Annotated in this window: 21 protein-coding genes; 15 read left to right on the top strand and 6 right to left on the bottom strand. The window is 71.4% G+C overall.

Translation table 11 applies throughout. The annotated features are described in order from the left end of the window. The first annotated feature begins 67 nt into the window (after positions 1 to 67). The 5 genes from ACIGXP_RS26395 to ACIGXP_RS26375 all read left to right on the top strand — a co-directional run bounded on the left by ACIGXP_RS26395 (position 68) and on the right by ACIGXP_RS26375 (position 8,071). Positions 68 to 1,531, top strand: coding sequence for a 3' terminal RNA ribose 2'-O-methyltransferase Hen1 (locus tag ACIGXP_RS26395; protein WP_399772221.1), 1,464 nt, complete (start codon positions 68 to 70; stop codon positions 1,529 to 1,531). Then, entirely contained in the window at positions 1,528 to 4,074 is a 2,547-nt protein-coding gene (locus ACIGXP_RS26390) for a polynucleotide kinase-phosphatase (protein WP_399772218.1), read from the top strand. Before ACIGXP_RS26395 ends, ACIGXP_RS26390 begins: the two co-directional genes overlap by 4 nt. A 133-nt stretch (positions 4,075 to 4,207) precedes the next feature. Next, complete coding sequence (locus ACIGXP_RS26385) at positions 4,208 to 5,431, top strand: arginine deiminase (protein WP_363214712.1); 1,224 nt, start codon at positions 4,208 to 4,210, stop codon at positions 5,429 to 5,431. 61 nt (positions 5,432 to 5,492) lie between these two features. Further along, positions 5,493 to 6,503 (top strand): ornithine carbamoyltransferase, encoded by a 1,011-nt coding sequence (gene argF, locus ACIGXP_RS26380; RefSeq protein WP_399772215.1) that lies wholly within the window; start codon positions 5,493 to 5,495, stop codon positions 6,501 to 6,503. Between the two features lie 119 nt (positions 6,504 to 6,622). Further along, the gene (locus tag ACIGXP_RS26375) at positions 6,623 to 8,071 is read left to right on the top strand and encodes an amino acid permease (protein WP_363214710.1); all 1,449 of its coding nucleotides are present in this window, start codon (positions 6,623 to 6,625) and stop codon (positions 8,069 to 8,071) included. Here ACIGXP_RS26375 and ACIGXP_RS26370 read toward each other — a convergent pair. Then, a complete protein-coding gene (locus tag ACIGXP_RS26370; RefSeq protein ID WP_363214709.1) occupies positions 8,028 to 8,483 on the bottom strand; it encodes an ATP-binding protein in 456 nt (151 codons plus the stop codon). The genes ACIGXP_RS26375 and ACIGXP_RS26370 overlap by 44 nt on opposite strands. A gap of 296 nt (positions 8,484 to 8,779) precedes the next feature. On the opposite strand from ACIGXP_RS26370, the gene ACIGXP_RS26365 reads away from it, so the two are divergent. From ACIGXP_RS26365 to ACIGXP_RS26355, 3 genes are all read left to right on the top strand, one after another. Further along, positions 8,780 to 9,607 (top strand): enoyl-CoA hydratase family protein, encoded by an 828-nt coding sequence (locus ACIGXP_RS26365; RefSeq protein WP_363214708.1) that lies wholly within the window; start codon positions 8,780 to 8,782, stop codon positions 9,605 to 9,607. A 6-nt stretch (positions 9,608 to 9,613) separates the two neighbouring features. Next, the gene (locus ACIGXP_RS26360; RefSeq protein ID WP_399772211.1) at positions 9,614 to 11,878 is read left to right on the top strand and encodes a bifunctional salicylyl-CoA 5-hydroxylase/oxidoreductase; all 2,265 of its coding nucleotides are present in this window, start codon (positions 9,614 to 9,616) and stop codon (positions 11,876 to 11,878) included. A 135-nt stretch (positions 11,879 to 12,013) separates the two neighbouring features. Next, positions 12,014 to 12,412, top strand: coding sequence for a hypothetical protein (locus ACIGXP_RS26355; protein WP_399772209.1), 399 nt, complete (start codon positions 12,014 to 12,016; stop codon positions 12,410 to 12,412). A 13-nt stretch (positions 12,413 to 12,425) separates the two neighbouring features. On the opposite strand, the gene ACIGXP_RS26350 is transcribed toward ACIGXP_RS26355, so the two are convergent. Then, complete coding sequence (locus ACIGXP_RS26350) at positions 12,426 to 13,238, bottom strand: PaaX family transcriptional regulator C-terminal domain-containing protein (RefSeq protein WP_399772206.1); 813 nt, start codon at positions 13,236 to 13,238, stop codon at positions 12,426 to 12,428. Positions 13,239 to 13,253: 15 nt separating this feature from the next. After that, positions 13,254 to 14,846, bottom strand: coding sequence for an AMP-binding protein (locus tag ACIGXP_RS26345; protein ID WP_399772204.1), 1,593 nt, complete (start codon positions 14,844 to 14,846; stop codon positions 13,254 to 13,256). 189 nt (positions 14,847 to 15,035) lie between these two features. Between ACIGXP_RS26345 and ACIGXP_RS26340 the strand changes: the two genes are divergently transcribed. Continuing rightward, positions 15,036 to 16,229, top strand: a complete 1,194-nt coding sequence (locus ACIGXP_RS26340; protein ID WP_399772202.1) for an acyl-CoA dehydrogenase family protein — start codon at positions 15,036 to 15,038, stop codon at positions 16,227 to 16,229. Continuing rightward, a complete protein-coding gene (locus tag ACIGXP_RS26335; protein WP_363214702.1) occupies positions 16,226 to 16,624 on the top strand; it encodes a RidA family protein in 399 nt (132 codons plus the stop codon). The genes ACIGXP_RS26340 and ACIGXP_RS26335 overlap by 4 nt, the downstream gene beginning before the upstream one ends. A 52-nt stretch (positions 16,625 to 16,676) precedes the next feature. Here the strand turns inward: ACIGXP_RS26335 and ACIGXP_RS26330 are convergent, their stop codons facing one another. After that, positions 16,677 to 16,877 (bottom strand): DUF5999 family protein, encoded by a 201-nt coding sequence (locus tag ACIGXP_RS26330; RefSeq protein WP_363214701.1) that lies wholly within the window; start codon positions 16,875 to 16,877, stop codon positions 16,677 to 16,679. A 232-nt stretch (positions 16,878 to 17,109) separates the two neighbouring features. Here ACIGXP_RS26330 and ACIGXP_RS26325 point away from each other — a divergent pair, with 232 nt between their 5' ends. Then, entirely contained in the window at positions 17,110 to 17,544 is a 435-nt protein-coding gene (locus tag ACIGXP_RS26325; protein ID WP_399772199.1) for a DUF6299 family protein, read from the top strand. A 101-nt stretch (positions 17,545 to 17,645) separates the two neighbouring features. Here the strand turns inward: ACIGXP_RS26325 and ACIGXP_RS26320 are convergent, their stop codons facing one another. Continuing rightward, positions 17,646 to 18,437, bottom strand: a complete 792-nt coding sequence (locus ACIGXP_RS26320) for a GntR family transcriptional regulator (protein ID WP_399772196.1) — start codon at positions 18,435 to 18,437, stop codon at positions 17,646 to 17,648. 263 nt (positions 18,438 to 18,700) lie between these two features. On the opposite strand from ACIGXP_RS26320, the gene ACIGXP_RS26315 reads away from it, so the two are divergent. The 4 genes from ACIGXP_RS26315 to ACIGXP_RS26300 all read left to right on the top strand — a co-directional run bounded on the left by ACIGXP_RS26315 (position 18,701) and on the right by ACIGXP_RS26300 (position 23,426). Further along, entirely contained in the window at positions 18,701 to 19,981 is a 1,281-nt protein-coding gene (locus ACIGXP_RS26315) for an extracellular solute-binding protein (protein WP_399772193.1), read from the top strand. A 99-nt stretch (positions 19,982 to 20,080) separates the two neighbouring features. Next, complete coding sequence (locus ACIGXP_RS26310) at positions 20,081 to 21,079, top strand: sugar ABC transporter permease (protein WP_363214697.1); 999 nt, start codon at positions 20,081 to 20,083, stop codon at positions 21,077 to 21,079. Continuing rightward, positions 21,076 to 21,906, top strand: coding sequence for a carbohydrate ABC transporter permease (locus tag ACIGXP_RS26305; RefSeq protein WP_399772189.1), 831 nt, complete (start codon positions 21,076 to 21,078; stop codon positions 21,904 to 21,906). Before ACIGXP_RS26310 ends, ACIGXP_RS26305 begins: the two co-directional genes overlap by 4 nt. Before the next feature lie 8 nt (positions 21,907 to 21,914). Beyond that, a complete protein-coding gene (locus ACIGXP_RS26300; protein WP_399772185.1) occupies positions 21,915 to 23,426 on the top strand; it encodes a glycoside hydrolase family 3 protein in 1,512 nt (503 codons plus the stop codon). Between the two features lie 34 nt (positions 23,427 to 23,460). On the opposite strand, the gene sbnA is transcribed toward ACIGXP_RS26300, so the two are convergent. Beyond that, complete coding sequence (gene sbnA, locus ACIGXP_RS26295) at positions 23,461 to 24,498, bottom strand: 2,3-diaminopropionate biosynthesis protein SbnA (RefSeq protein WP_363214694.1); 1,038 nt, start codon at positions 24,496 to 24,498, stop codon at positions 23,461 to 23,463. Positions 24,499 to 24,502 lie beyond the last annotated feature (4 nt).

Here is a 24,502-nt window from a genome sequence, read left to right as displayed (position 1 = left end):
GAGCCGGGGGAGTGGGGGTGTGCGAAATCCGGTGGTCACCGGGCTGTGGGGACGGGAGACTCGGGGCATGTTCTTGACGATCTCCACCACGGGCTCGGCCGGGAATCCGGCTACTGACCTGGGGTTCCTCCTGCACAAGCATCCCGAGAAGGCGCAGCGGTTCTCCACGTCCCACGGCACGGCGCACGTCTTCTACCCCGAGGCGGACGACCGGCGCTGCACGGCCGCACTGCTGCTGGAGATCGACACGCTCGCGCTGGTCCGCCGGGGCAAGGGCAAGGGCCGCGGGGGTGCGCCCGACGCGGCGCTCGCGCAGTACGTCAACGACCGCCCGTACGCGGCCTCCTCGCTGCTCGCGGTCGCACTGAGCGGCGTCTTCTCCAGCGCCCTGCGCGGGGTGTGCACCGCCCGCCCCGAGCGGGCGGCCACGCCGCTGCCGCTGCGCGTCGAGGTCCCGGCCCTGCCCGCCCGCGGCGGCCCCGAGCTGGTACGACGGCTGTTCGAGCCGCTCGGCTGGAGCGTGACCGCCGACCCGGTCCCGCTCGACACCGAGTTCCCCGAGTGGGGCGACTCGCGGTACGTCCGCCTCGTCCTGGAGTCGGAGACGCTGACCCTCGCCGAGACCCTGCGTCACCTGTACGTCCTGCTGCCGGTCCTCGACGACGCCAAGCACTACTGGGTCTCCGCCGACGAGGTCGACAAGCTGCTGCGGGCCGGTGAGGGCTGGCTGCCCGCCCACCCGGAGCAGAAGCTGATCACCAGCCGGTACCTGTCCCGCCGCTGGTCGCTGACCCGGCAGGCGATGGAGCGGCTGGAGCTGGTGCGGCTGGCCGAGGCCGACGACAGCGAGGTCGAGGAGATCGACAACGCGGTCGCCGAGGAGACGGAGACGGAGGAGAAGCCGGCCCCGCTCGCCGTTCAGCGCAGGGAGGCGATCCTCGCCGCCCTGCGCGAGCGCGGTGCCGCCCGCGTCCTCGACCTCGGCTGCGGACAGGGCGAGCTGGTGCGGGAGCTGCTGAAGGACGTGCGGTTCACCGAGATCGTCGGAGTCGACGTGTCCGTGCGGGCGCTCACCATCGCCTCCCGGCGGCTGAAGCTGGACCGCATGGGGGAGCGACAGGCGGCCCGCGTCAAGCTGGTGCAGGGCTCGCTCGCCTACACCGACAACCGGCTGAGGGGCTATGACGCCGCCGTGCTCAGCGAGGTGATCGAACACCTCGACCTGCCCCGGCTGCCTGCCCTGGAGTACGCCGTGTTCGGGCATGCCCGCCCCCGCACGGTCCTCGTGACCACCCCGAACGTCGAGTACAACGTCCGCTGGGAGACCCTGCCCGCCGGGCATGCACGGCACGGCGACCACCGCTTCGAGTGGACCCGCGACGAGTTCCGCACCTGGGCGCGGACGGTGGCCGGACGGCACGGCTACGACGTGGAGTTCGCGCCCGTCGGACCGGACGACCCCGAGGTGGGCCCGCCCACCCAGATGGCAGTGTTCATGATCGAGACCGAGAAGGAGGTGAAGGCGGCATGACCGGGGCAACACAGCACCAGGGGCGGATCCTGCCCGTCACCGACCTCTCCCTCGTGGTCCTCGTCGGCGCCTCCGGCTCCGGCAAGTCCACGTTCGCGCGCCGGCACTTCAAGCCGACCGAGGTGATCTCCTCGGACTTCTGCCGCGGTCTCGTCTCCGACGACGAGAACGACCAGAGCGCGACCCGGGACGCCTTCGACGTCCTGCACTACATCGCCGGCAAGCGGCTGGCCGCCGGCCGCCGCACCGTCGTGGACGCCACCAGCGTGCAGCAGGACGCCCGCCGTCAGCTGATCGAGCTGGCCAAGAAGTACGACGTACTGCCCATCGCCATCGTGCTGGACATGCCCGAGGAGGTGTGCGCCGAGCGCAACGCGGCCCGCACCGACCGTGCCGACATGCCCCGCCGGGTCATCCAGCGGCACATCCGCGAACTGCGCCGCTCCCTGCGGCACCTGGAGCGCGAGGGCTTCCGCAAGGTGCACGTCCTGCGCGGCCCCGAGGAGGCCGAGCACGCCACCGTCGTCACCGAGAAGCGGTTCAACGACCTCACCCACCTCACCGGGCCCTTCGACATCATCGGCGACATCCACGGCTGCTCCGCCGAACTGGAGGCGCTGCTCGCCAAGCTGGGCTACACCGACGGCGTGCACCCCGAGGGCCGTACCGCCGTCTTCGTCGGCGACCTGGTCGACCGCGGCCCGGACACCCCGGGCGTGCTGCGCCGGGTGATGTCGATGGTCGAGACGGGCAACGCGCTGTGCGTGCCCGGCAACCACGAGAACAAGTACGGCCGCTACCTGAAGGGCCGCAACGTCCAGCACACCCACGGGCTCGCCGAGACCATCGCGCAGATGGAGGGCGAGAGCGAGGAGTTCAAGGAGCGGGTACGACGGTTCCTGGCGGGCCTGGTCAGCCACTACGTCCTCGACGGCGGCAAGCTGGTCGTCTGCCACGCCGGCCTGCCCGAGAAGTACCACGGCCGTACCTCGGCCCGGGTCCGTTCGCACGCCCTGTACGGCGACACGACCGGCGAGACCGACGAGTTCGGGCTGCCGGTGCGCTACCCGTGGGCGGAGGACTACCGGGGCCGCGCGGCCGTGGTCTACGGCCACACCCCGGTCCCCGAGGCGACCTGGCTCAACAACACCATCTGCCTGGACACCGGCGCGGTCTTCGGCGGCAAACTGACCGCGCTGCGCTGGCCGGAGCGCGAGCTGGCCGACGTACCGGCCGAGCGGGTGTGGTACGAGCCGACGCGTCCGCTGCGCACCGAGGCGCCCGGCGGACAGGACGGCCGGCCGCTGAGCCTGGCGGACGTGCACGGCCGCAGGGCCGTGGAGACCCGGCACGCGGGCATGGTGGCGGTCCGTGAGGAGAACGCGGCGGCGGCCCTGGAGGTCATGAGCCGCTTCGCGACGGACCCGCGCCTGCTGCCGTATCTGCCGCCGACCATGGCGCCGACGGCGACTTCCCGGATCGACGGCTACCTGGAGCACCCGCAGGAGGCCTTCGCGCAGTACGCGGCAGACGGGGTCGAGCGGGTCGTGTGCGAGGAGAAGCACATGGGCTCACGGGCCGTGGCCCTGGTGTGCCGGGACGCGCAGGCGGCACGGAAGCGCTTCGGCGTGGAGGGTCCCACCGGGTCCCTCTACACCCGTACCGGCCGCCCGTTCTTCGACGACGAGAAGGTGACCGAGGAGATCCTCGGCCGGCTGCGCTCGGCGATCACGGACGCCGGTCTCTGGGACGAACTGGCCTCCGACTGGCTGCTGCTGGACGCCGAGCTGATGCCGTGGTCGCTGAAGGCGTCGGGTCTGCTGCGCAGCCAGTACGCGGCCGTGGGTGCCGCGTCCGGCGCGGCGTTCCCGGCGGCGCTGGCCGCCCTGGAGACCGCCGCCGCACGCGGCACGGACGTGAGCGGCCTGCTGGACCGGCAGCGGGAGCGCGCCGCGGACGCCGCCGCGTTCACCGCCGCCTACCGCCGCTACTGCTGGCCCACGGACGGCCTGGACGGCGTACGCCTCGCGCCCTTCCAGCTGCTGGCCGTCCAGGGCCGCAGCCTCGCCGCGCTGCCGCACGACGAGCAACTGGCGCTGCTCGACCGGCTGGTGGAGCACGACGGCACCGGACTGCTGCAGACCACCCGGCGGCTGTACGTCGACACCGGTGATCCGGAGTCGGTGCGCGCCGGCGTCGACTGGTGGCTGGAGATGACCGGCCGCGGCGGCGAGGGCATGGTCGTCAAGCCGGTCGGCGCGCTGGTCCGGAACCAGGACGGGCGGCTGGTGCAGCCCGGCATCAAGTGCCGTGGCCGCGAGTACCTGCGGATCATCTACGGTCCCGAGTACACCCGGCCGGACAACCTCGCGCGGCTCCGGCAGCGGTTCCTGAACCACAAGCGGTCCCTCGCCCTGCGCGAGTACGCCCTCGGCCTGGAGGCCCTGGACCGGCTCGCCGACGGAGAGCCGCTGTGGCGGGTGCACGAGGCGGTGTTCGGGGTGCTGGCGTTGGAGTCGGAGCCGGTGGATCCCCGCCTGTAGGCGCGATCCGGCCGCGGGTCGGGGGACACTCCGGTGTCCCCCGGACCGCTTCTCCTCGATCCGACGAAAACAGGAAGCGGCGGAAACGGTCGAGAAGGGCGTGAAGGCGGTCGGTGGCGGCCAGGATGGAGGCATGACCTACCACGTCGACTCCGAGGCCGGGCGGCTGCGCCGCGTGATCCTGCACCGGCCCGATCTGGAGCTCAAAAGGCTCACCCCCAGCAACAAGGACGCCCTCCTCTTCGACGACGTGCTGTGGGTGCGCCGGGCGCGCGCCGAGCACGACGGGTTCGCCGACGTCCTGCGCGACCGCGGGGTCGCCGTCCACCTCTTCGGCGACCTGCTCACCGAAACCCTGGAGATCCCCGAGGCCCGCACGCTCGTCCTCGACCGGGTCTTCCACGAGAAGGAGTACGGCCCCCTCGCCACCGACCATCTGCGCGCCGCCTTCGCGGCCCTGCCCGCACGTGAGCTGGCCGAGGCGCTCGTGGGCGGCATGACCAAGCGGGAGTTCCTGCACGCGCACGCGGAGCCGACCTCCGTCCGCTTCCACGTGATGGACCTCGACGACTTCCTCCTGGACCCCCTGCCCAACCACCTCTTCACCCGCGACACCTCCGCCTGGATCTACGACGGGGTCGCCATCAACGCCATGCGGCTGCCCGCGCGGCAGCGGGAGACCGTCCACTTCGAGGCGATCTACCGCCACCATCCGCTCTTCCGTGACACGGCGTTCCATATCTGGTCCGAGGGGCAGGCGGACTACCCCTCCACCATCGAGGGCGGCGACGTCCTGGTGATCGGCAACGGCGCCGTCCTGGTCGGCATGAGCGAGCGCACCACCCCGCAGGCCGTGGAGATGCTGGCGCACAAGCTGTTCGCGGCCGGCTCGGCACGCACGATCGTCGCGCTCGACATGCCCAAGCGGCGCGCCTTCATGCACCTCGACACCGTGATGACCATGGTCGACGCTGACACCTTCACTCAGTACGCCGGGCTCGGCATGCTGCGCTCGTACACCATCGAGCCGGGGGTCGGCGAGAAGGAGCTGAAGGTCACCGACCATCCGCCGGAGCACATGCACCGGGCGATCGCCGCCGCCCTCGGCCTCGGCGAGATCCGGGTGCTGACCGCCACCCAGGACGTGCACGCCGCCGAACGCGAGCAGTGGGACGACGGCTGCAACGTCCTCGCCGTCGAACCGGGGGTCGTCGTCGCCTACGAGCGCAACTCGACCACCAACACCCATCTGCGCAAGCAGGGCATCGAGGTGATCGAGATCCCGGGCAGCGAGCTGGGCCGGGGCCGGGGCGGCCCCCGGTGCATGAGCTGTCCCGTGGAGCGGGACGCTGTATAGAAATGTGGAGCGTCGTATAGACTTCCAGAGTCCCCTGCAGTCGTACCCCTGGAGCGCCCCCATGGCGACAGTCCCGACCGTCCTCGGCGGCCGCCACTTCCTCAAGGAGCTCGACTTCACCGAAGACGAGTTCCGCGGGCTGGTCGAGCTGGCGGCCGAGCTGAAGGCCGCCAAGAAGGCCGGGACCGAGACGCCGTATCTGCGCGGCCGGAACATCGCCCTGATCTTCGAGAAGACGTCGACGCGCACCCGCTGCGCGTTCGAGGTCGCCGCCGCCGACCAGGGCGCCCGTACCACCTACCTCGACCCGTCCGGCTCGCAGATCGGGCACAAGGAGTCCGTGAAGGACACCGCCCGGGTGCTCGGCCGGATGTTCGACGCCATCGAGTACCGCGGGGACAGCCAGGCCAAGGTCGAGGAGCTGGCCGCGCACGCCGGCGTACCCGTCTACAACGGCCTCACCGACGACTGGCACCCCACCCAGATGCTCGCCGACGTGCTCACCATGACCGAGCACAGCCCCAAGCCGCTCCGGCAGATCACCTACGCCTACCTCGGCGACGCCCGTTTCAACATGGGCAACTCCTACCTGGTCACCGGTGCGCTGCTCGGCATGGACGTGCGGATCGTCGCGCCCCGGAGCTACTGGCCCGCCCAGGACGTCGTCGACCGCGCCCAGCAGCTGGCCGCCTCCAGCGGCGCCCGGATCACCCTCACCGAGGACGTCACGGAGGGTGTCGCGGGCGTCGACTTCGTCGTCACCGACGTCTGGGTCTCCATGGGCGAGCCCAAGGAGGTCTGGGCCGAGCGGATCAAGGCCCTCGCGCCGTACGCCGTGACCATGGACGTCCTGCGCGCCACCGGCAACCCGGACGTGAAGTTCCTGCACTGCCTGCCGGCCTTCCACGACCTCGGCACCCGCGTCGGCCGCGAGATCCACGAGATCTACGGTCTGGACGCGCTGGAGGTCACCGACGAGGTCTTCGAGTCCGCGCACTCGATCGTCTTCGACGAGGCCGAGAACCGTCTGCACACCATCAAGGCGGTGCTGGTCGCCACACTCGCCCGATAAACCCTGGTCCACCCCGCCGACCAGCGCCTATCCTGGCCGACGGCCCGGAACCACCCATTCCGGCCGTCGCCGCGACCTCATCCCGGTCGCCCGCACCACCAGAAACGAGCACCACCCGCATGCCCGCTCCCCGCATCAAGTCCCCGCACCTGCTGGTCGCCGAGTCCGGCGCCGACCGCGAGGGACACGGCCTGAAGCGCACGATGGGCCTCTTCCAGCTCATCTGCTTCGGCGTCGGCGCCATCGTCGGCACCGGCATCTTCGTCGGTCTCTCCGACTCCGTGGCCCAGGCCGGCCCGGCCGTCGTCGTCTCCTTCGTCCTCGCCGCGATCACCTGTGTCTTCACCGCCTTCTCCTTCGCGGAGCTGGGCGGCGCGATCCCGGTCTCCGGCTCCTCGTACTCCTTCGCCTACGCCGGTCTGGGCGAGTCCACCGCGTTCCTGGTCGGCTGGTGCCTGCTGCTGGAGTACGGCGTCTCGATCTCGGCCGTCGCCGTCGGCTGGAGCCAGTACGTCAACGAACTGCTGCACAGCCTCACCGGTGTGCAGCTTCCGGCCGCCCTGTCCGCCGGGCCCGGCGATGGCGGGATCATCAACCTCCCGGCCGTGATCGTCATCGCCATGGCCTCCGTACTGCTGGTGCGCGGGGTGCGCGAGAGCGCCCGCGCGACGGCCGCCATGGCCGCCGTGAAGCTCGTCATCCTGCTGGCCTTCTGCGTGATCGGTTACAGCGCCTTCAAGGACGGCAACCTCACCCCGTTCTCCCCGGCCGGACTCGGCGGCATCGGCGCGGGCACCACGGCCGCGTTCTTCTCCTACATCGGCTTCGACGCCATCACCACCGCCGGTGAGGAGGCCAAGAACCCGCGCCGGGACATCCCGGTCGCGATCATGGTCTGCATGGGCATCGTCACCCTGCTGTACTGCGCGGTCGCGCTCGCCGCGATCGGCGCCATCGGCGGCAAGCAGGTCGCCGGGCGCCCCGCCGCGCTGTCGTACGTCGTCAACGAGGTCACCGGCTCGGCCATCGGCGGCGGCGTGATCGCCTTCGGCGCGGTCGTCGCCATCGCCTCCGTCGTCCTCGCGGTGATGTACGGCCAGACCCGCATCCTGATGTCGATGTCCCGCGACGGCCTGATCCCGCGCGTCTTCGAGAAGGTGAACCCGAAGACCTCCACCCCGGTCGCGGGCACGCTGATCGTCGCGGTCGTCTTCGCGGTCCCGGCGGCCTTCGCCTCCCTCGACGCCGTGATGAACCTGTGCACCATCGGCACGCTCGCCATCATGGCCGTCGTCAACATCGCGGTGATCGCCCTGCGCCGCCGCGAACCGGGCCTCAGCCGCAGCTTCCGCGTCCCGCTCTACCCCGTGGGCCCGCTGCTCGGCGTCGCCTTCTGCCTGTACCTGATGTACGAGACCGGCTGGCAGACCTGGATCCAGTTCGCCGTGTTCCTCGCGGTGGGCCTGGCGATCTACGCCGTCTACGGCCGCCGGCACTCCACGCTGGCCACGGCCGCAACCGAGGTCACGCCGAGCGCCGCCGCTGAGCGGGAACCGCAGGCAGTCTGAACCACACCGCCTTGCCCGACGGGGTGGGGCGGTGACCGCAGGACGAGCTGAGGGCGCGGATCAGCAGCAGCCCGCGCCCGCCCTCCTGCCAGACGTCGGGCTCCTCGATCACCGGCCGGGTCAGATGGCCGGGCGGCGCCGGGTCGGGGTCGTGCACCTCGACCTGGCAGCCGGTCGGCAACAGCTCCACCACCAGCTCGATCGGGCCGCGCCCGGCGGTGTGCTCCACCGCGTTGGCCACCAGCTCCGCCGTGAGCAGTTCCGCGGTGTCGCAGTCGGCCGGGTGCTCCACCTCGGTGAGGGCCGTGCGCACCAGGGCACGCGCGACGGGCACCGCCGCGGTGGTGTGCGGCAGCGCGATGCGCCAGGAGGCCGGTTCGGTGGGGCGTTCGTGCAAGGCGAGTCCGTTCATGGAGCAGGCTGTCCTGCTTTCAACCGTAGGAATGGTACGAGCCCGGCCACCGCAGACCGTCGCCGGGTCTCGCCCGGGACCTTCGGCCCCGGTAGCGGCGGCCTACCCCGGTGAGCGTCCCGCCTCGCACGCCGGTGCCCACTGTTACGGCGCTGTCGAGGACCGGTGACGTACGTGACCGGACGCTGCCGATCGGTGGCAGGTATGTCGTGCCCTCGTGACGACAGTCACAAACAAGTGATAACTTCATGGGACAGCGCAACGTACGGCACCGCCCCCCTAGGAGGCCGCACGTCATGAGTCCCTTCACCGGCTCCGCCGTCCGCACCTCCGACTGGGAGCACCTGCGGCTCCAGCTCGCCGACGGGGTCGCCACCGTCACCCTCAGCCGCCCCGCCAAACTCAACGCGCTCACCTTCGGCGCCTACGCCGACCTGCGCGACCTGCTGGCCGAGCTGTCCCGGGAGCGCGCCGTACGTGCCCTGGTGCTGGCCGGAGAGGGACGGGGCTTCTGCTCCGGCGGCGACGTCGACGAGATCATCGGCGCCACCCTCGCCATGGACACCGCCCAGCTGCTCGACTTCAACCGGATGACCGGCCAGGTGGTGCGGGCGATCCGCGAGTGCCCGTTCCCGGTGATCGCCGCGGTGCACGGCGTGGCGGCCGGCGCGGGAGCGGTCCTTGCCCTGGCGGCCGACTTCCGGGTGGCCGATCCGTCCGCCCGCTTCGCCTTCCTGTTCACCCGCGTCGGCCTGTCCGGCGGCGACATGGGCGCGGCCTATCTGCTGCCCCGGGTCGTCGGCCTCGGCCACGCCACCCGCCTGCTCATGCTGGGCGACCCCGTCCGGGCACCCGAGGCCGAGCGCATCGGCCTGATCAGCGAGCTGACGGAGGAGGGCGGCGCGGACGAGGCAGCCCTCGCGCTGGCCCGCCGCCTGGCCGACGGCCCGGCATTGGCGTACGCCCAGACGAAGGCGTTGCTGACGGCCGAGCTGGACATGCCCCTGGCGGCGTCCATCGAGCTGGACGCCTCGACCCAGGCCCTGCTGATGAACGGCGAGGACTACGCGGAGTTCCACGCGGCCTTCACGGAGAAGCGCCCGCCGAAGTGGCAGGGAAGGTGATCCCTCATGAGCGTGGCGATTGTCGGCGGCGGCCCCGGCGGCCTGTACGCCGCAGCGCTCCTGAAGCGACTCGATCCCACCCGTGACATCACGGTATGGGAGCGCAACGCCCCGGACGTCACCTTCGGCTTCGGTGTCGTCCTCTCCGACGAGACGCTGGGCGGTATAGAACACGCCGACCCGGTGGTCCACGAGGCCCTGCAACGCCACTTCGTCCGCTGGGACGACATCGACATCGTGCACCGGGGCGTCACCCACCGCTCGGGCGGCCACGGATTCGCCGCGCTCGGCCGGCGCCGTCTCCTGGAGATCCTGCACGAGCGCTGCCGGTCCCTCGGCGTGGACCTGAGGTTCCGCACCGAGGCCCCCCACCCGGACACCCTGTGCGCCGCATACGACCTCGTCATCGCCGCCGACGGGGTGCGCAGCAGCACCCGTGAGACCTACGCCCGGGTGTTCCGTCCCCAGGTGACCGAACACCGCTGCCGCTACATCTGGCTCGCCGCCGACTTCCCCTTCGACGCCTTCCGCTTCGAGATCGCCGAAACGGAGCACGGCGTGATGCAGCTGCACGGCTACCCGTACGCGGCCGACGCCTCCACCGTCATCATCGAGATGCGTGAGGAGGTCTGGCGAGCGGCCGGGTTCGACGAACTCGGTGAACCCGAATCCGTCGAGCGCTGCGCCAAGATCTTCACGGACGCCCTCCGCGGCCGCCCCCTGCGCTGCGGCAACTCGGCCTGGACCAGCTTCCGCACGGTCGTCAACGACCACTGGTCGCACGGCAACGTCGTCCTGCTCGGCGACGCCGCGCACACCGCGCACTTCTCGATCGGCTCCGGCACCAAGCTGGCCGTGGAGGACGCGCTGGCCCTGGCCGCGTGCCTGGAGGAACAGCACGATGTGCACAGCGCGTTGGCGGCGTACGAGCAGGAGCGCAAACCCGTCGTCGCCTCCACCCAGCGGGCCGCCCGGGCGAGCCTGGAGTGGTTCGAGAACCTGGGCCTGTACCTCGGCCAGCCGCCCCGCCAGTTCGCCTTCAACCTGCTCACCCGCAGCCGCCGCGTCACCCACGACAACCTCCGGCTGCGCGACGCCCGCTTCACCGAGGCCGTGGAGCGCGAGTTCGGCTGCCCGGACGGAACGCCCCCGATGTTCACCCCGTTCCGGCTGCGGGGCCTGACCCTGCGCAACCGGGTCGTGGTGTCGCCGATGGACATGTACTCCGCCTCCGACGGCGTCCCGGGCGACTTCCACCTCGTCCACCTCGGCGCCCGCGCCCTGGGCGGGGCCGGGCTCGTCATGACCGAGATGGTGTGCGTCAGCGAGGAGGGGCGGATCACGCCGGGCTGTGCCGGGCTGTACACCGGCCGGCAGGCCGAGGCGTGGCGGCGCGTCACCGACTTCGTCCACACCCGGGCTCCCGGCACCGCGATCGGCGTCCAGCTCGGCCACTCGGGCCGCAAGGGCTCCACGAAGCTGATGTGGGAGGGCATGGACGAGCCGCTGCCGCGCGGCAACTGGCCGCTCGTCGCCGCCTCCCCGCTGCCGTACAAGCCGGACAGCCAGACCCCCCGGCAGCTCACCCGGGCCCAGCTGACCGACCTCCGCGAGCAGTTCACCGCCGCCGCCTGGCGGGCCGCCCGCGCCGGCTTCGACCTGCTGGAACTGCACTGCGCCCACGGCTATCTGCTCTCCGGCTTCCTCTCACCGCTCACCAACCACCGCACCGACGCCTACGGCGGCTCGCCCCAGCGGCGGCTGAGGTTCCCGCTGGAGGTCTTCGACGCCGTACGCGCGGTGTGGCCGGCGGAGCGGCCCATGACGGTCCGTATCTCGGCCACCGACTGGGCCGAGGGCGGCACGACGGCCGAGGACGCCGTGGAGATCGCCCGCGCCTTCGCCGCGCACGGCGCCGACGCGATCGACGTGTCCACCGGGCAGGTGGTGGCCGAGGAGCGGCCGGAGTTCGGGCGGTCGTACCAGACGCCGTTCGCCGACCGGATCCGGAACTCGGCGGGTGTCCCGGTGATCGCGGTCGGCGCGATCTCGTCCTGGGACGACGTCAACTCGCTCATCCTGGCCGGGCGTACGGACCTGTGCGCACTGGGCCGTCCGCACCTGTACGACCCGCACTGGACCCTGCACGCGGCGGCCGAGCAGGGCTACGACGGTCCCGGAGCCGTCTGGCCCGCGCCCTACCGGGCGGGCAGCAGACGCCCGCAGACCGGCCGCACGGACGCCCCGAAGCCCCGGTTGTCGCTCACCTGAAGATCCGGGGGAGGGGCGTGCGGGGTCGGTCACACGCCTTCCACGTCATCCGCACCGTTCCTGAACCGACCTGTTATCGACACCTGTCTAGGTTCTTTCGAGCCATTCGACGGACCCACAGGGATCGAGACTGCGATGACTGACACCAGGCCGCTGCCCGAGCAGCCCGGACATGGATACGGCCAGGCTCCGGACCCCCGGTACGCGGCCCCCGTGGCGCCGCCCGCCGCCCCCGCCCGGCAGCGCAGCCGGGACGGCTCGGGCACCCGGCGCGCCGCGCTGGTCATCCACACGATCGCCGACGTCGCGGCGGCCTTCCTGGGGCTGTGGATCCTGCTCCACCTGCTGCAGGCCAACCACGCGAACGTCTTCGTGGGATTCGTGGCGGACGTGGCCGACTCGCTCGCCTGGTGGTCGCAGGACATCTTCACGACGGACACGGAGAACCTCCGCGTCCTGCTCGACTACGGTCTGCCCGCCGTGCTCTACCTCGCGGTCGGACACGGCGTCGCGATACGGCTGCGCCGCTTCTGAGGCACCCGGCCGCTCACAGCCCCGCGAACACGGCCCCCGCGTCCCGCAGCCGGGTGTGCAGTCCCCGGAAGACCTCCGCCGAGCGCACGCCCGGCCAGCCCGTGGGCAGCAGCCCGGTGGGCAGGCCGGGGTCGGTGTAGGGCAGGTGGCGCCAAGAGTCGAGGGCGAGGAGGTAGTCGCGGTAGGCCTCCTCGGGCGGGGTGTCCGAACGGCGCTCCCAGGCGTGCAGGACCGGGGCGTGCGCGTCCAGGAAGCGTTCGTGCTCCTTGGCGATCGCGGCGAGATCCCACCAGCGGGCCACCGCCTCGGCCGTGGGCGCGAACCCCAGGTGCTCGCCGCGGAAGAAGTCCACGTACGGATCCAGCTGCAGCCGGCGCAGGGTGTGCCGGGTCTCCTCGTAGAGCCGGGCCGGGGCGATCCACACTCCGGGCGCCGCCGTACCGAAGCCCAGGCCCGCCAGCCGGGAGCGCAGCACATGCCGCTTCTGGCGCTCCGACTCGGGCACGGAGAACACCGCGAGCACCCAGCCGGCGTCCGCCACCGGTGTGGTCGCGTAGATGCGCCGGTCGCCGTCCTCCAGCAACTGGCGGGCCGCCGGGGAGAGTTCGTAGCCGGCCGCGCCCGCCGGTGTACGGGCCGGCACCAGCAGGCCGCGCCGTTTGAGCCGGGACACCGAGGAGCGGACGGAGGGCGCGTCCACGCCGACGGCGGCCAGCAGCCGGATCAGCTCGGCGACGGGCACCGGACCGGGCATGAAGCGGCCGTACGCGCCGTAGAGCGTGACGATGAGGGACCGGGGGGCGTGCTGGTCGGACACGTTGATCATTTTAGGTCGTCGGCATCACTGCCGGTCCCCTTCGGTGCGCAGCCGGAACCGCTGCAGCTTTCCGGTGGCCGTGCGGGGCAGGGCGTCGAGGAAGACGAACCGGCGTGGGCACTTGTACGGGGCCAGCTCGGACTTGAGGAAGGCGCGCAGGGCCTCCGGGTCGCGCGCGGCCCCCTCGCGCAGCACCGTGTACGCCACCACCACCTGCCCGCGGGCCTCGTCCGGACGGCCCACGACCGCGGTCTCCACCACGTCCGGGTGCCGCAGCAGCGCGTCCTCCACCTCCGGTCCGGCGATGTTGTACCCGGCGGAGATGATCATGTCGTCGGCACGGGCCACATAGCGGAAGTAGCCGTCGGGCTCGCGGACGTAGGTGTCGCCGGTGAGGTTCCAGCCGCCGCGCACGTACTCCCGTTGCCGAGGGTCGGCGAGATAGCGGCAGCCGACCGGGCCGCGCACGGCGAGCAGGCCGGGCTCGCCGTCGGGCACCGGTGTGCCCTGCGCGTCCTGCACCCGCGCCTGCCAGCCCGGCACCGCAACGCCCGTGGTGCCCGGCCGGACGTGTTCGTCCGCCGCGGAGACGAAGATGTGCAGCAGCTCGGTCGCGCCGATGCCGTTGATGACCCGCAGGCCGGTGCGCTCGTGCCAGGCCCGCCAGGTGGCCGCGGGCAGGTTCTCGCCGGCCGACACACAGCGCCGCAGCGACGTGACGTCGTACCCGTCCAGCAGCTCCAGCATGGCGCGGTAGGCGGTCGGGGCGGTGAAGAGGACCGAGACGCCGTGCTCGGCGATCGCGGGCAGCAGCCGGCGCGGGCCCGCCTCCTCCAGGAGCAGGGAGCTGGCACCGGCCCGCATCGGGAAGATCACCAGCCCGCCCAGGCCGAACGTGAAACCGAGCGGGGGAGAACCGGTGAAGACGTCGTCCGCCCGGGGGCGCAGCACATGCTTGGAGAAGGTGTCCGCGATCGCCAGCACATCCCGGTGGAAGTGCATGCACCCTTTCGGGCGACCGGTGGTGCCCGAGGTGAACGCGATCAGCGCCACGTCGTCGGCCGCGGTGTCGACCGCCGGGTACGGCGTGCCGGGCCCGTGGCGGTTGAGCAGGTCGTCGGGGCCGTCACCGCCGTACGTCGTGATCCGCAGCCCGGGTATGTCGGCCTTCGCCAGGTCGTCGACCGACCGGATGTCGCACAGCGCGTGCCGCACCAGGGCGATGTCGCACAGGGTGGCCAGCTCGTGCGGGCGCTGCCGGTCCAGCACGGTGACCGCTACGGCGCCCGCCTTCAGCACGGCGAGCCAGCAGGCGGCCAGCCAGGGCGTGGTGGGGCCGCGCAGCAGCACCCGGTTGCCGGGAACGACACCCAGGTCGCCGGTGAGCACGTGCGCGATCCGGTCGACGTGCCCGCGCAGGTCGCCGTAGGTCCAGCTGGCACCGTCCGCGGTGTGGAAGACCGGGCGGGCCGTGGCGGCGTGGTCCAGGAGTTCGGCGGCGCAGTTCAGCCGGTCGGGGTAGTGCAGCTCCGGCAGGTCGAACCGCAGCTCGGGCCACTCGTCCGGCGGCGGCAGGTGGTCGCGCGCGAAGGTGTCGACGTGGGCCGAGCGATGCATGGCGGTTCGCCCCCTTGCCGTGGCTGGCGTCGAGACGGGCGTCGTGGTGGGCACCGGCGTCCTGGTGGGCTCGCGATTCGAGCGTATCGTGTCGGTGACGGCAGTCAACCTTCCGCGATAACGTCCGGAGTGAGAGGAAGGGAGACGGGGTACGGTCCTGGCGGCCCGCCCCCGGAGGGAGGACCCCAAGTGCCCGCATTCTCGCTCGAACCGGAGCAGCTCGCCTGGTGTACCGAGCTGCGCGCCCTGGCCGGCGAACGGCTGCGCCCGCTCGCCGGCCAGGGCGAACCGGGACACGTCAACCGGCCGCTCCTCGCGGAACTCGGCCGGCTCGGGCTGCTCGCACGGCTGTTCACCTCCGGCGCGCTCGACCTGTGCCTGATGCGCGAGTCCCTCGCCCAGGCCTGCACCGAAGCCGAGACCGCCCTCGCCCTGCAAGGCCTGGGCGCCCATCCGGTGCACGCCCACGGCAGCACCGCCCAGCGCGAGCGCTGGCTGCCGAAGGTCGCCGACGGCAGCGCGGTCGCCGCGTTCGCGCTGAGCGAGCCGGGGGCCGGTTCGGACGCCGCCGCGCTGTCCCTCGCGGCCGAGCCCGACGGCGGCGCCGGCTGGCGGCTCACCGGTGCCAAGTGCTGGATCTCCAACGCCCCCGAAGCCGACTTCTACACCGTCTTCGCCCGTACCACACCCGGCGCCGGAGCCCGCGGTGTCACCGCGTTCCTCGTCCCGGCCGACCGGCCCGGGCTCACCGGCAGCGCGCTGGAGATGCTCTCGCCGCACCCCATCGGCGCGCTGGACTTCGACGCCGTGCCCGTCGGCGCCGACGACGTGCTCGGCGAGGCCGACCGCGGCTTCGCCGTCGCCATGGGCACCCTCAATCTCTTCCGGCCGAGTGTCGGCGCGTTCGCGGTCGGCATGGCCCAGGCGGCACTGGACGCGACCCTCGCGCACACCCGGCGACGCGAGGCGTTCGGCGGGAGGCTGATGGACCTGCAGGCCGTGTCCCACCAGGTCGCCGAGATGGCGCTGCGCACGGAGGCGGCCCGGCTGATGGTGTACGCGGCGGCGAGCGCGTACGACGAGGGCGCCGCCGACGTCCCCGGCCGCGCCGCGATGGCCAAGCTGCTCGCCACCGAGACCGCGCAGTTCGTGGTCGACACCGCCGTCCAGCTGCACGGCGCCCGCGCCCTGCGCCGCGGTCACCTCCTCGAACACCTCTACCGCGAGGTGCGCGCCCCGCGCATCTACGAGGGGGCGAGCGAGGTCCAACGGGGCATCATCGCCAAGGAGTTGTACGCCAAGGAGTTGTATGCCGGGGAGCTCCGGGTCGGGGAGCTCCATCTCGGGGAGCTGTGTGCCGAGGAGCAGGAGGAGGCCCGGTGACGACCGAGCGCGTCAACCCGCCCGAGCTGTCCCCGCCCACGGGCTTCTCGCACGCCGTCGTCGCGGCAGGCTCCCGCGTGGTGTTCCTCGCCGGCCAGACCGCCCTCGACTCCGACGGCAGGATCACCGGCGCTACGCTCCCCGAGCAGTTCGAGCACGCCCTCGCCAACCTGCTCACCGCCCTGCGTGCCGCCGGCGGCACCCCCGCCGACCTCGCCCGCGTCACCGTCTACGCCACGGATGTGGCCGCCTACCGCGCCCAGGCCCAGCAACTGGGCCGCATCTGGCGGGAGGCGGCGGGCCGGGACTACCCCGCGATGGCCGTCGTGGAGGTCGTACGGCTGTGGGACGAGCAGGCGTTGGTGGAGCTGGACGGGTTCGCCGTACTGCCGTAGGAGCCGGTGCCGGAGGCCTCTGCCGGACCGGGCAGGAGGCCCCGCCGGCCGTTCAGGCGGCCACCGCGAGCCGTGCGGCCGGGAACCGGCGGGGCGCGACCACGCTGCCGTCCGGGTGCAGCTCTCCGCCGTCGTCGAAGACGATGGAGCCGTCGCACAGCAGGGTCCAGCCCTGTTCGGGGTGGGCGGCCACCGGGTGCGTGTCGGTGCGGGACGCGGGGCACTCGGAGAGGGCGGACGGACAGGAGCACATGGGGCACCTCCACATCGGCGGGGAGGTGGCGGCAGGTGCGGCCACCGCCCGCATACACAGACGATCCTCCCGTTGTGAACGCACCGGAACCGGCCGCCGTGAAGCGTGACAACATGCGGACAACTCCCGGACGGTTCCATGACGCGCCACCGAAGGAGTGACGGTCACGCCTCGCGGCCCGGCCGCCCGGTACCAGTGGAGCCCTGAGTCCACGAACACCGGGAGGTATCCCATGCCGGCACGCCCCGCCCTCGCCGCGGCACTCGGCGCAGCGGCCCTGCTGTGCGCCGCCGTCGCCCCGGCCGCCGCCGACACGTCCGAGACCGTGACCGTCGACAAGACCGGCCACATCACCGAGGACGGCACCGTCACCCTGTCCGGCACCTACCGGTGCACCGGGGCCAAGGGCGTCGCCTTCGTGAGCTCCGCGATCAGTCAGGGCGACAAGAAGCGCAAGGTCGTGTACGGCATCGGTGGCAGCGCCGCCCAGTGCGACGGCGCCGAGCACCGGTGGGAGAACACCGGCAGGGTCGCGCCGGACGCTCTCAAGGCGGGCAAGGCCCATGTGCAGGTCACGGTGACGGAACTGCGCTCCGAAGGCCTCCTGCTGTTGCTGCCGTCCTTCCACGCCGTCCAGGAGAAGGACATCAAACTGACCCGGTCCTGACCGAGGCCCGCACGCCACCGCCCGGCACCCGGCAGCCGATTCCCGGGTGCCCCAGCACCCTTGCTTGCCCCCGTGCACCCCCGCCCCGGACACCGGCTGTGTCATGCGCGGTTGCCGGCCTCCACGGACGATGGGGCCGGTGTGCGGGGGGCCGTCGGGGGATCGGGTCTGTGGAGGGCGGCCACGAACTTGTAGCGCGAGCCCCGGTACACCGAGCGCACCCATTCCACCGGTCTGCCCTCCGCGTCCCGTGAGTGGCGGGACAGCAACAGCATCGGCAGGCCCACGTCGGTGGCGAGCAACAGCGCCTCGCGCGGGGTCGACAGCGAGGTCTCGATGGTCTCGTCGGCCTCCGCGAGACGGACGCCGTACACCTCCGCGAGCGCCGTGTACAGGGACGGGTACGTGGCGAGGGATCCGCGCAGGCCGGGGAAGCGGCGTGCCGACAGGTGAGTCGTCTCGATCGCCATGGGGTCGCCGCCGGCCAGCCGCAGCCGCTCGATGCGCAGCACCCGTTCGCCGATCCCGATGCCGAGCAGGCCCGAGAGCCTCTCGTCGGCCGGCATCTCCCCGATGTCCAGCACCTGCGAGGCGGGCGTCAGCCCCTGCGCGCGCATGTCCTCGGTGTGCGAGGTGAGCTGGAGCGTGCGGTACAGCTTGGGCTGGGCGACGAAGGTGCCCTTGCCCTGGATCCGGTCCAGACGGCCCTCGCCCACGAGTTCGGTGAGCGCCTGCCGGACGGTGGTCCGTGAGGTGTCGAACCGCACGGCGAGCAGCCGCTCGGCCGACATGGCGGAGCCGGGCTGGAGTTCCTCGGCCATGGCGAGCAGCCGCTGTTTGATCCGGTAGTACTTCGGTACGCGCGCGGTGCGGCCGCTTACGTCGGTGGCCATGCCTGCCTTCCCGGCTGTGTGGGTGGGCTCTCGTTATAACGACCAACTGCCTGATGGTCTAGGCCAATCGCCCGGGGTGACGTTCTCATAACGGCCGAATCGGCTTCTCGGACCACCCTTGACACCCCGAAAGGTCTAGGCCAAGCTCCACCGTACTGGTCTACACCATTAGTGGCCAGGTCCCGAGCCCTACGTGCAACAGCGTCGTACGCAGGTCACCGCCGAGGGCGTGGGGGGTTAGTGGCATCCCTGAGGAGGGTGGCGTGAAGCGCAAGCTCGCTGCCGCGATCGTGATCGCGGGCATGATGGTCTCCGTTGCGGCGTGTGGCGGAAACGACGGCAAGGACAGCGGCAAGGACGCGGGACCGGACAGCTGGAAGGGCCAGACGCTGACGGTCTGGACCATGGACGGCTCCGCTCCGCCGCAGTGGAGCCAGGACGTCCAGGCCGCGTTCGAGAAGAAGACCGGCGCGAAGCTGAAGTTCGAGATCCAGAAGTGGGACGGGATCCAGCAGAAGATCACCACCGCCCTCTCCGAGGACAACCCGCCGGACGTCCTGGAGGTCGGCAACACCCAGACCCCCGCCTACGCGGCCACCGGCGGTCTCGCCGACCTCGGCGACCTCAAGAAGGAGATCGGCGCCGACTGGACGCCGTCGGTCTCCCAGTCCTCCGTCTACCAGGGCAAGCAGTACGCCGCCCCCTGGTACTTCGCCAACCGCGTCGTCATCTACAACAAGAGGATCTGGGCCAAGGCCGGCATCAAGGACACCCCGAAGACCCGCGACGAGTTCTTCAAGGACCTGGACGCCATCGGCAGGAAGACCGACGCCGAGCCGCTCTACCTGCCGGGCCAGAACTGGTACTTCCTCGACGGTCTGATCATCGGCCAGGGCGGCGACCTGGTGAAGAAGCAGGGCGAGAAGTACGTCTCCAACCTCGCCGACCCGAAGGTCGCCGCGGCCATGGAGATCTACAAGAAGTACGCCTCCTACTCCAAGGCTCCCAAGGACAAGGACGAGGCCACTCCGCAGCAGGCCCAGGTCTTCGCCAAGGGCAAGTCCGGCGCGTTCATCGGCATGGGCTGGGAAGCCGCCACCGCCGTCCAGGCCAACAAGGCCATCGAGAAGGACCTCGGCTACTTCACGATCCCCGGCGCCACGGCCGACAAGCCGGAGGGCGTCTTCCTCGGCGGCTCCAACTTCGCGGTCGCCCAGGGCAGCAAGAAGCAGTCGCTGGCCAAGGAGTTCCTGAAGATCGCCCTGTCCGACCAGTACGAGGGCGAACTGGCCAAGCTCAGCGGCATCGTCCCGAACAAGACGTCACTGCAGTCCAACGTCAAGGGCAACGCCGCCGCCGAGGCCGCCGCGCCCGCCGCGGCGGGCGGCGGCACCACCCCGCTGATCCCGGAGTGGGCCGCGGTGGAGAACACCCCGAACCCCATCAAGTCCTACATGACCTCCGTGCTGACCGGTAAGTCCCCGGCGGACGCCGCGAAGCAGGTCGAGGCCGAGATCAACAAGCGCCTGGCCCAGCAGAACTGATGACCCCGCCGGGGGCGCCGCGACAGGCGCCCCCGGCTCCATGTGCCGTGCGCACACGCGGCCATGGAGTTCGTACGGCCACGGAAGAGATGGCAATTCATGTCAGTGCAGACCGAAGGCACGGACACGGCCGGTCAGCCCGCTGTCCGCAAGGCCCGGACAGCCGGGCCGCCGAGAGGTGAGGACCGCGGCTCCCGGTCCCCGGCCCGCCGCGGCGCCGCCGCCCCCTATCTCCTGCTGCTGCCCGCGCTGCTGGCCACAGTGGTCCTGCTCGGCTGGCCCCTGGTCAAGAACGGCATGCTGTCGTTCCAGAACCTCAACCCGCGGCAGCTCATCCAGCACCTCACCGAGTGGAACGGCGTCGAGAACTACCGGCAGGTGCTGTCCGAGCCGGAGTTCTGGCACGTCGCCGAGCGCTCCGTCTTCTTCACCGCCGCCAACGTCGTCCTCATCATGGGGCTCGGCACCCTGATTGGCCTGCTGCTGGCCCGGCTCGGCAAGAAGATGCGGCTGCTGCTCATGATCGGCCTCGTCCTCGCCTGGGCCATGCCCTACGTCGCCGCCACCACCGTCTACCAGTGGCTGTTCGCCCAGCGCTTCGGCGTCGTCAACTGGGTCCTGGACAAGCTCGGCTGGCACTCCATGGCCGACCACAACTGGATGGGCAGCCAGTTCTCCACATTCTTCGTGGTCATCCTGCTGATCGTGTGGCAGTCGGTGCCGTTCGTGGCGATCAACCTGTACGCCGCCACCACCACGATCCCCAAGGAGCTGTACGAGGCCGCGTCCCTGGACGGCGCCGGCGCCTGGCAGAGCTTCACCTCGGTGACCCTGCCCTTCCTGCGGCCGTTCCTGTACGCCACGACCTTCCTGGAGGTCATCTGGGTCTTCAAGTCGTTCACGCAGCTCTTCGCGATGAACGCGGGCGGACCCGACCACCTCACCGAGACCCTGCCGATCTACGCCTACGTCGAAGGCGTCGGCAACCAGCACTTCGGGGTCGGCGCGGCGATCTCCTTCCTGACCATCCTGGCCCTGCTCGTCATCACCTCGTACTACCTGCGCATGGTGCTCAAGCAAGAGGAGGACGAGCTGTGAAGCGCTCGCTCTTCGGCCGTATCTGGCCCAACGCGACCGCCGTCGTCCTCTTCGCCGGCTTCGTGTTCCCCGTCTACTGGATGTTCGCGACGGCCTTCAAACCGACCGGCGACATCATCGCCGACGACCCGGTGTGGTTCCCGACGCACGTCACCCTCGGCCACTTCAAGAAGGCGATCGACGCCGACCACTTCTGGACCCTGGTCGCCAACTCCGTCACCGTCACGGTCCTGTCGGTCGTCTTCTCGCTCGTCATCGCCCTGGTCGCGGCCTTCGCGCTCGCCCGGATGCGGTTCAGGGGCCGGCGCGGGCTCATCGTGACGTTCATGCTCGCGCAGATGGCCCCCTGGGAGGTCATGATCATCGCCATCTACATGATCGTCCGTGACGACGACATGCTGGACAGCCTGGTCCCGCTCACCGTCTTCTACACGATGATGGTGCTCCCGCTGACCGTCCTGACGCTGCGCGGCTATGTCGCCGCCGTGCCCAAGGACCTGGAGGAGGCGGCCATGGTCGACGGCTGCACCCGCACCCAGGCGTTCATCCGGGTCATCTTCCCGCTGCTGGCCCCCGGTCTGATGGCGACCTCGCTGTTCGGGTTCATCACCGCCTGGAACGAGTTCCCGCTCGTCCTGATCCTCAACAAGGACATCGAGAAGCAGACGCTGCCGCTGTGGCTGTCACAGTTCCAGACCGCCTTCGGCGACGACTGGGGGGCCACGATGGCCGCCTCGTCCCTGTTCGCGCTGCCCATCCTGATCCTCTTCATCTTCCTGCAACGCAAGGCTGTCAGCGGTCTCACCGACGGCGCCGTGAAGGGATGACCCGGCCGATGACCACACTCGCCACCACTGCATCCGACAGCGGCTCCGCCGCGGGTGACACCCTCACCCGCGACGCCCTCGCCGTGCTGCAGCCGGGGTTCGACGGCACCACCGCGCCGGACTGGGTGCGCCGCCGCCTCGGTGAGGGCCTCGCCTCCGTCGCCCTGTTCGGCCGCAACATCGTCAGCGAGGACCAGGTCACCGCGCTCACCGCCCAGTTGCGGGCCGAACGCGACGACCTGCTGGTCGCCATCGACGAGGAGAGCGGCGACGTCACCCGTCTCGACGTACGCACCGGCTCCGCCTTTCCCGGCAACCACGCCCTCGGCGCCGTCGACGATCCCGCCCTCACCCGGTCCGTCGCCCGCGAGCTGGGCCGGCGGCTGGCCGGCTGCGGTGTCACCTTCGACTGGGCGCCCTCCGCCGACGTCAACGCCAACCCCGACAACCCCGTCATCGGGGTGCGCTCCTTCGGCACGAGCACCGACCTCGTCGCCCGGCACACCGCCGCCTGGGTCGAGGGCCTGCAGTCCACCGGCGTCGCCGCCTGCACCAAGCACTTCCCGGGCCACGGTGACACCAACGTCGACTCCCACCACGCCCTACCGCGCATCGACGTCGACACCGACACCCTCTACGCCCGCGAACTGCCCCCGTTCCGCGCGGCCATCGCCGCCGGCACCCGCGCCGTCATGAGCGCCCACATCCTGGTGCCCGCCCTCGACCCCGACCGCCCCGGCACCCTCTCCCGCCGCGTCCTCACCGAGCTGCTGCGCGAGGAACTCGGCTACCGGGGTCTGATCGTCACCGACGGCATGGAGATGCGGGCGATTTCCGGCGCCTACGGCCTGGAACGGGGGGTGGTCCTCGCGATCGCGGCCGGTGCCGACGCCATCTGTGTCGGCGGCGGGCTGTGCGACGAGGGCACCGTGCTGAAGCTGCGGGACGCGCTCGTGGCCGCCGTACGCTCCGGCGAACTGGCCGAGGAACGGCTCGCGGACGCGGCCGCCCGGGTGCGTGACCTCGCCGCATGGACCGTCACGGCCCGCGGCGCCGCGGCCGAGGCCGCACCCGACCCCGGGATCGGCCTGGTCGCCGCCCGCCGCGCCCTGACCGTGACCCGGAGCGGTGCCCCCGCACCGGTCACCGAGCCCGTGTACGTCGCCCGGTTCGACCCCATACCCAACATCGCCGTCGGCGACCAGACCCCGTGGGGCGTGGCCGCCGAGCTGGCACGGCTGCTGCCCGGCACCGCCTCCGGATCCTTCACCGGTGACGGTGCCGCCTCGCAGGTCGCCGCCGCCGCCGACGGCCGGCGGATCGTCGCCGTGGTCCGCGACGAACACCGGCACGGCTGGATGCGCTCCGCCCTCGACACCCTGCTCGCCGCCCGCCCCGACACCGTCGTCGTGGAGATGGGCCTGCCGCAGGCCGCCCCGCGCGGCGCCCTGCACATCGCCACCCACGGCGCCGCCCGGGTGTGCGGAGTCGCGGCGGCGGAGGCCGTCGTCGCGGGCTGACCCCGCGTCTTTGACGGGCTCCGCCGGACAGCGCCTAGGGTCTGCGCCGGCGGCCCGTCGCCCGGGACGCGGACTTGGGCTCCCGGGGCGCGCTGCGCACCTCGTCGGTGCCCAGTTCGCCGTCGAGGACCTGGTCGCCGTACAGGTCCTGCAGCCAGTTGCTCTGGTAGACGGTGTCGAGGTAGCGCTCGCCGAGGTCCGGCGCGACGGCCACCGCGGTGAGGCCGCGGGTGTCGTGCCGGGCCAGCCAGTCCGTCGCGCCGCTGACCACCGTCCCGGTGGAGCCGCCGAACAGGAAGCCGCGTCTGGCCATGCGGTGACACATACGGATGGTGTCGGTCTCCTCGACGCGGAGCACCTCGTCCACGAAGGACTCGTCGAGCAGCGGCGGGCGCATGCTCATCCCGAGGCCCGGGATCATCCGGCGGCCGGGTTCGCCGCCGAACGCCACCGAGCCCACGGCGTCCACGGCGACGATCCGCACCGGCCGGTGCCACTGCCTGAACCAGCGGGCGCAGCCCATCAGGGTTCCGGTGGTGCCCGCCCCGAGGAAGAGGACGTCCAGTTCCGGGAACTGGGAGGCGATCTCCGGCGCGGTGGTGCGGTAGTGCGCCAGCCAGTTGCCCGCGTTGGTGTACTGGCTGAGCCAGACATACCGGTCGTCGGACGCGCACAGCGCACGGACGTACTCGATGCGCATGCCCAGGAAGCCCCCGTTGGCGTCCTTGTCGGACACGATGTGCACGTCGCTGCCGAGCGCCTCCATCAGCAGTCTGGTCGACAGGTTGCACCGGGAGTCCGTCACACACAGAAACCGGTAGCCCTTGCTGGCGGCGATCATGCTGAGCGCGACGCCGAGGTTCCCGGACGAGGACTCGACGAGGATGGAATCCGGCCTCAGGAGTCCGTCACGCTCGGCGCTCTCCACCATCTCGTTCGCGGCCTTCAGTTTGATGGAGCCGGCGAAGTTGAAACCCTCGCACTTCAGATAGAGGGGGTATCCGCAGATCGACTTCAGGTCGACGAAGAGATGACCCTCGTTGAAGGCGTAGGGAGCGGATATGACAGGCACGGCG

Source organism: Streptomyces sp. NPDC053069, from assembly GCF_044546895.1.
GTDB lineage: Bacteria > Actinomycetota > Actinomycetes > Streptomycetales > Streptomycetaceae > Streptomyces.
This window is presented reverse-complemented; position numbering and strand designations above follow the sequence as displayed.

What these genes read in the sequence shown, in the direction of transcription:
- ACIGXP_RS26395 (WP_399772221.1), top strand. Translation starts at nt 68, where the DNA reads ATGTTCTTGACGATCTCCACCACGGGCTCGGCCGGGAATCCGGCTACT.
- ACIGXP_RS26390 (WP_399772218.1), top strand. Translation starts at nt 1,528, where the DNA reads ATGACCGGGGCAACACAGCACCAGGGGCGGATCCTGCCCGTCACCGAC.
- ACIGXP_RS26385 (WP_363214712.1), top strand. Translation starts at nt 4,208, where the DNA reads ATGACCTACCACGTCGACTCCGAGGCCGGGCGGCTGCGCCGCGTGATC.
- argF (WP_399772215.1), top strand. Translation starts at nt 5,493, where the DNA reads ATGGCGACAGTCCCGACCGTCCTCGGCGGCCGCCACTTCCTCAAGGAG.
- ACIGXP_RS26375 (WP_363214710.1), top strand. Translation starts at nt 6,623, where the DNA reads ATGCCCGCTCCCCGCATCAAGTCCCCGCACCTGCTGGTCGCCGAGTCC.
- ACIGXP_RS26370 (WP_363214709.1), bottom strand. Translation starts at nt 8,483, where the DNA reads ATGAACGGACTCGCCTTGCACGAACGCCCCACCGAACCGGCCTCCTGG.
- ACIGXP_RS26365 (WP_363214708.1), top strand. Translation starts at nt 8,780, where the DNA reads ATGAGTCCCTTCACCGGCTCCGCCGTCCGCACCTCCGACTGGGAGCAC.
- ACIGXP_RS26360 (WP_399772211.1), top strand. Translation starts at nt 9,614, where the DNA reads ATGAGCGTGGCGATTGTCGGCGGCGGCCCCGGCGGCCTGTACGCCGCA.
- ACIGXP_RS26355 (WP_399772209.1), top strand. Translation starts at nt 12,014, where the DNA reads ATGACTGACACCAGGCCGCTGCCCGAGCAGCCCGGACATGGATACGGC.
- ACIGXP_RS26350 (WP_399772206.1), bottom strand. Translation starts at nt 13,238, where the DNA reads ATGATCAACGTGTCCGACCAGCACGCCCCCCGGTCCCTCATCGTCACG.
- ACIGXP_RS26345 (WP_399772204.1), bottom strand. Translation starts at nt 14,846, where the DNA reads ATGCATCGCTCGGCCCACGTCGACACCTTCGCGCGCGACCACCTGCCG.
- ACIGXP_RS26330 (WP_363214701.1), bottom strand. Translation starts at nt 16,877, where the DNA reads ATGTGCTCCTGTCCGTCCGCCCTCTCCGAGTGCCCCGCGTCCCGCACC.
- ACIGXP_RS26325 (WP_399772199.1), top strand. Translation starts at nt 17,110, where the DNA reads ATGCCGGCACGCCCCGCCCTCGCCGCGGCACTCGGCGCAGCGGCCCTG.
- ACIGXP_RS26320 (WP_399772196.1), bottom strand. Translation starts at nt 18,437, where the DNA reads ATGGCCACCGACGTAAGCGGCCGCACCGCGCGCGTACCGAAGTACTAC.
- ACIGXP_RS26310 (WP_363214697.1), top strand. Translation starts at nt 20,081, where the DNA reads ATGTCAGTGCAGACCGAAGGCACGGACACGGCCGGTCAGCCCGCTGTC.
- ACIGXP_RS26300 (WP_399772185.1), top strand. Translation starts at nt 21,915, where the DNA reads ATGACCACACTCGCCACCACTGCATCCGACAGCGGCTCCGCCGCGGGT.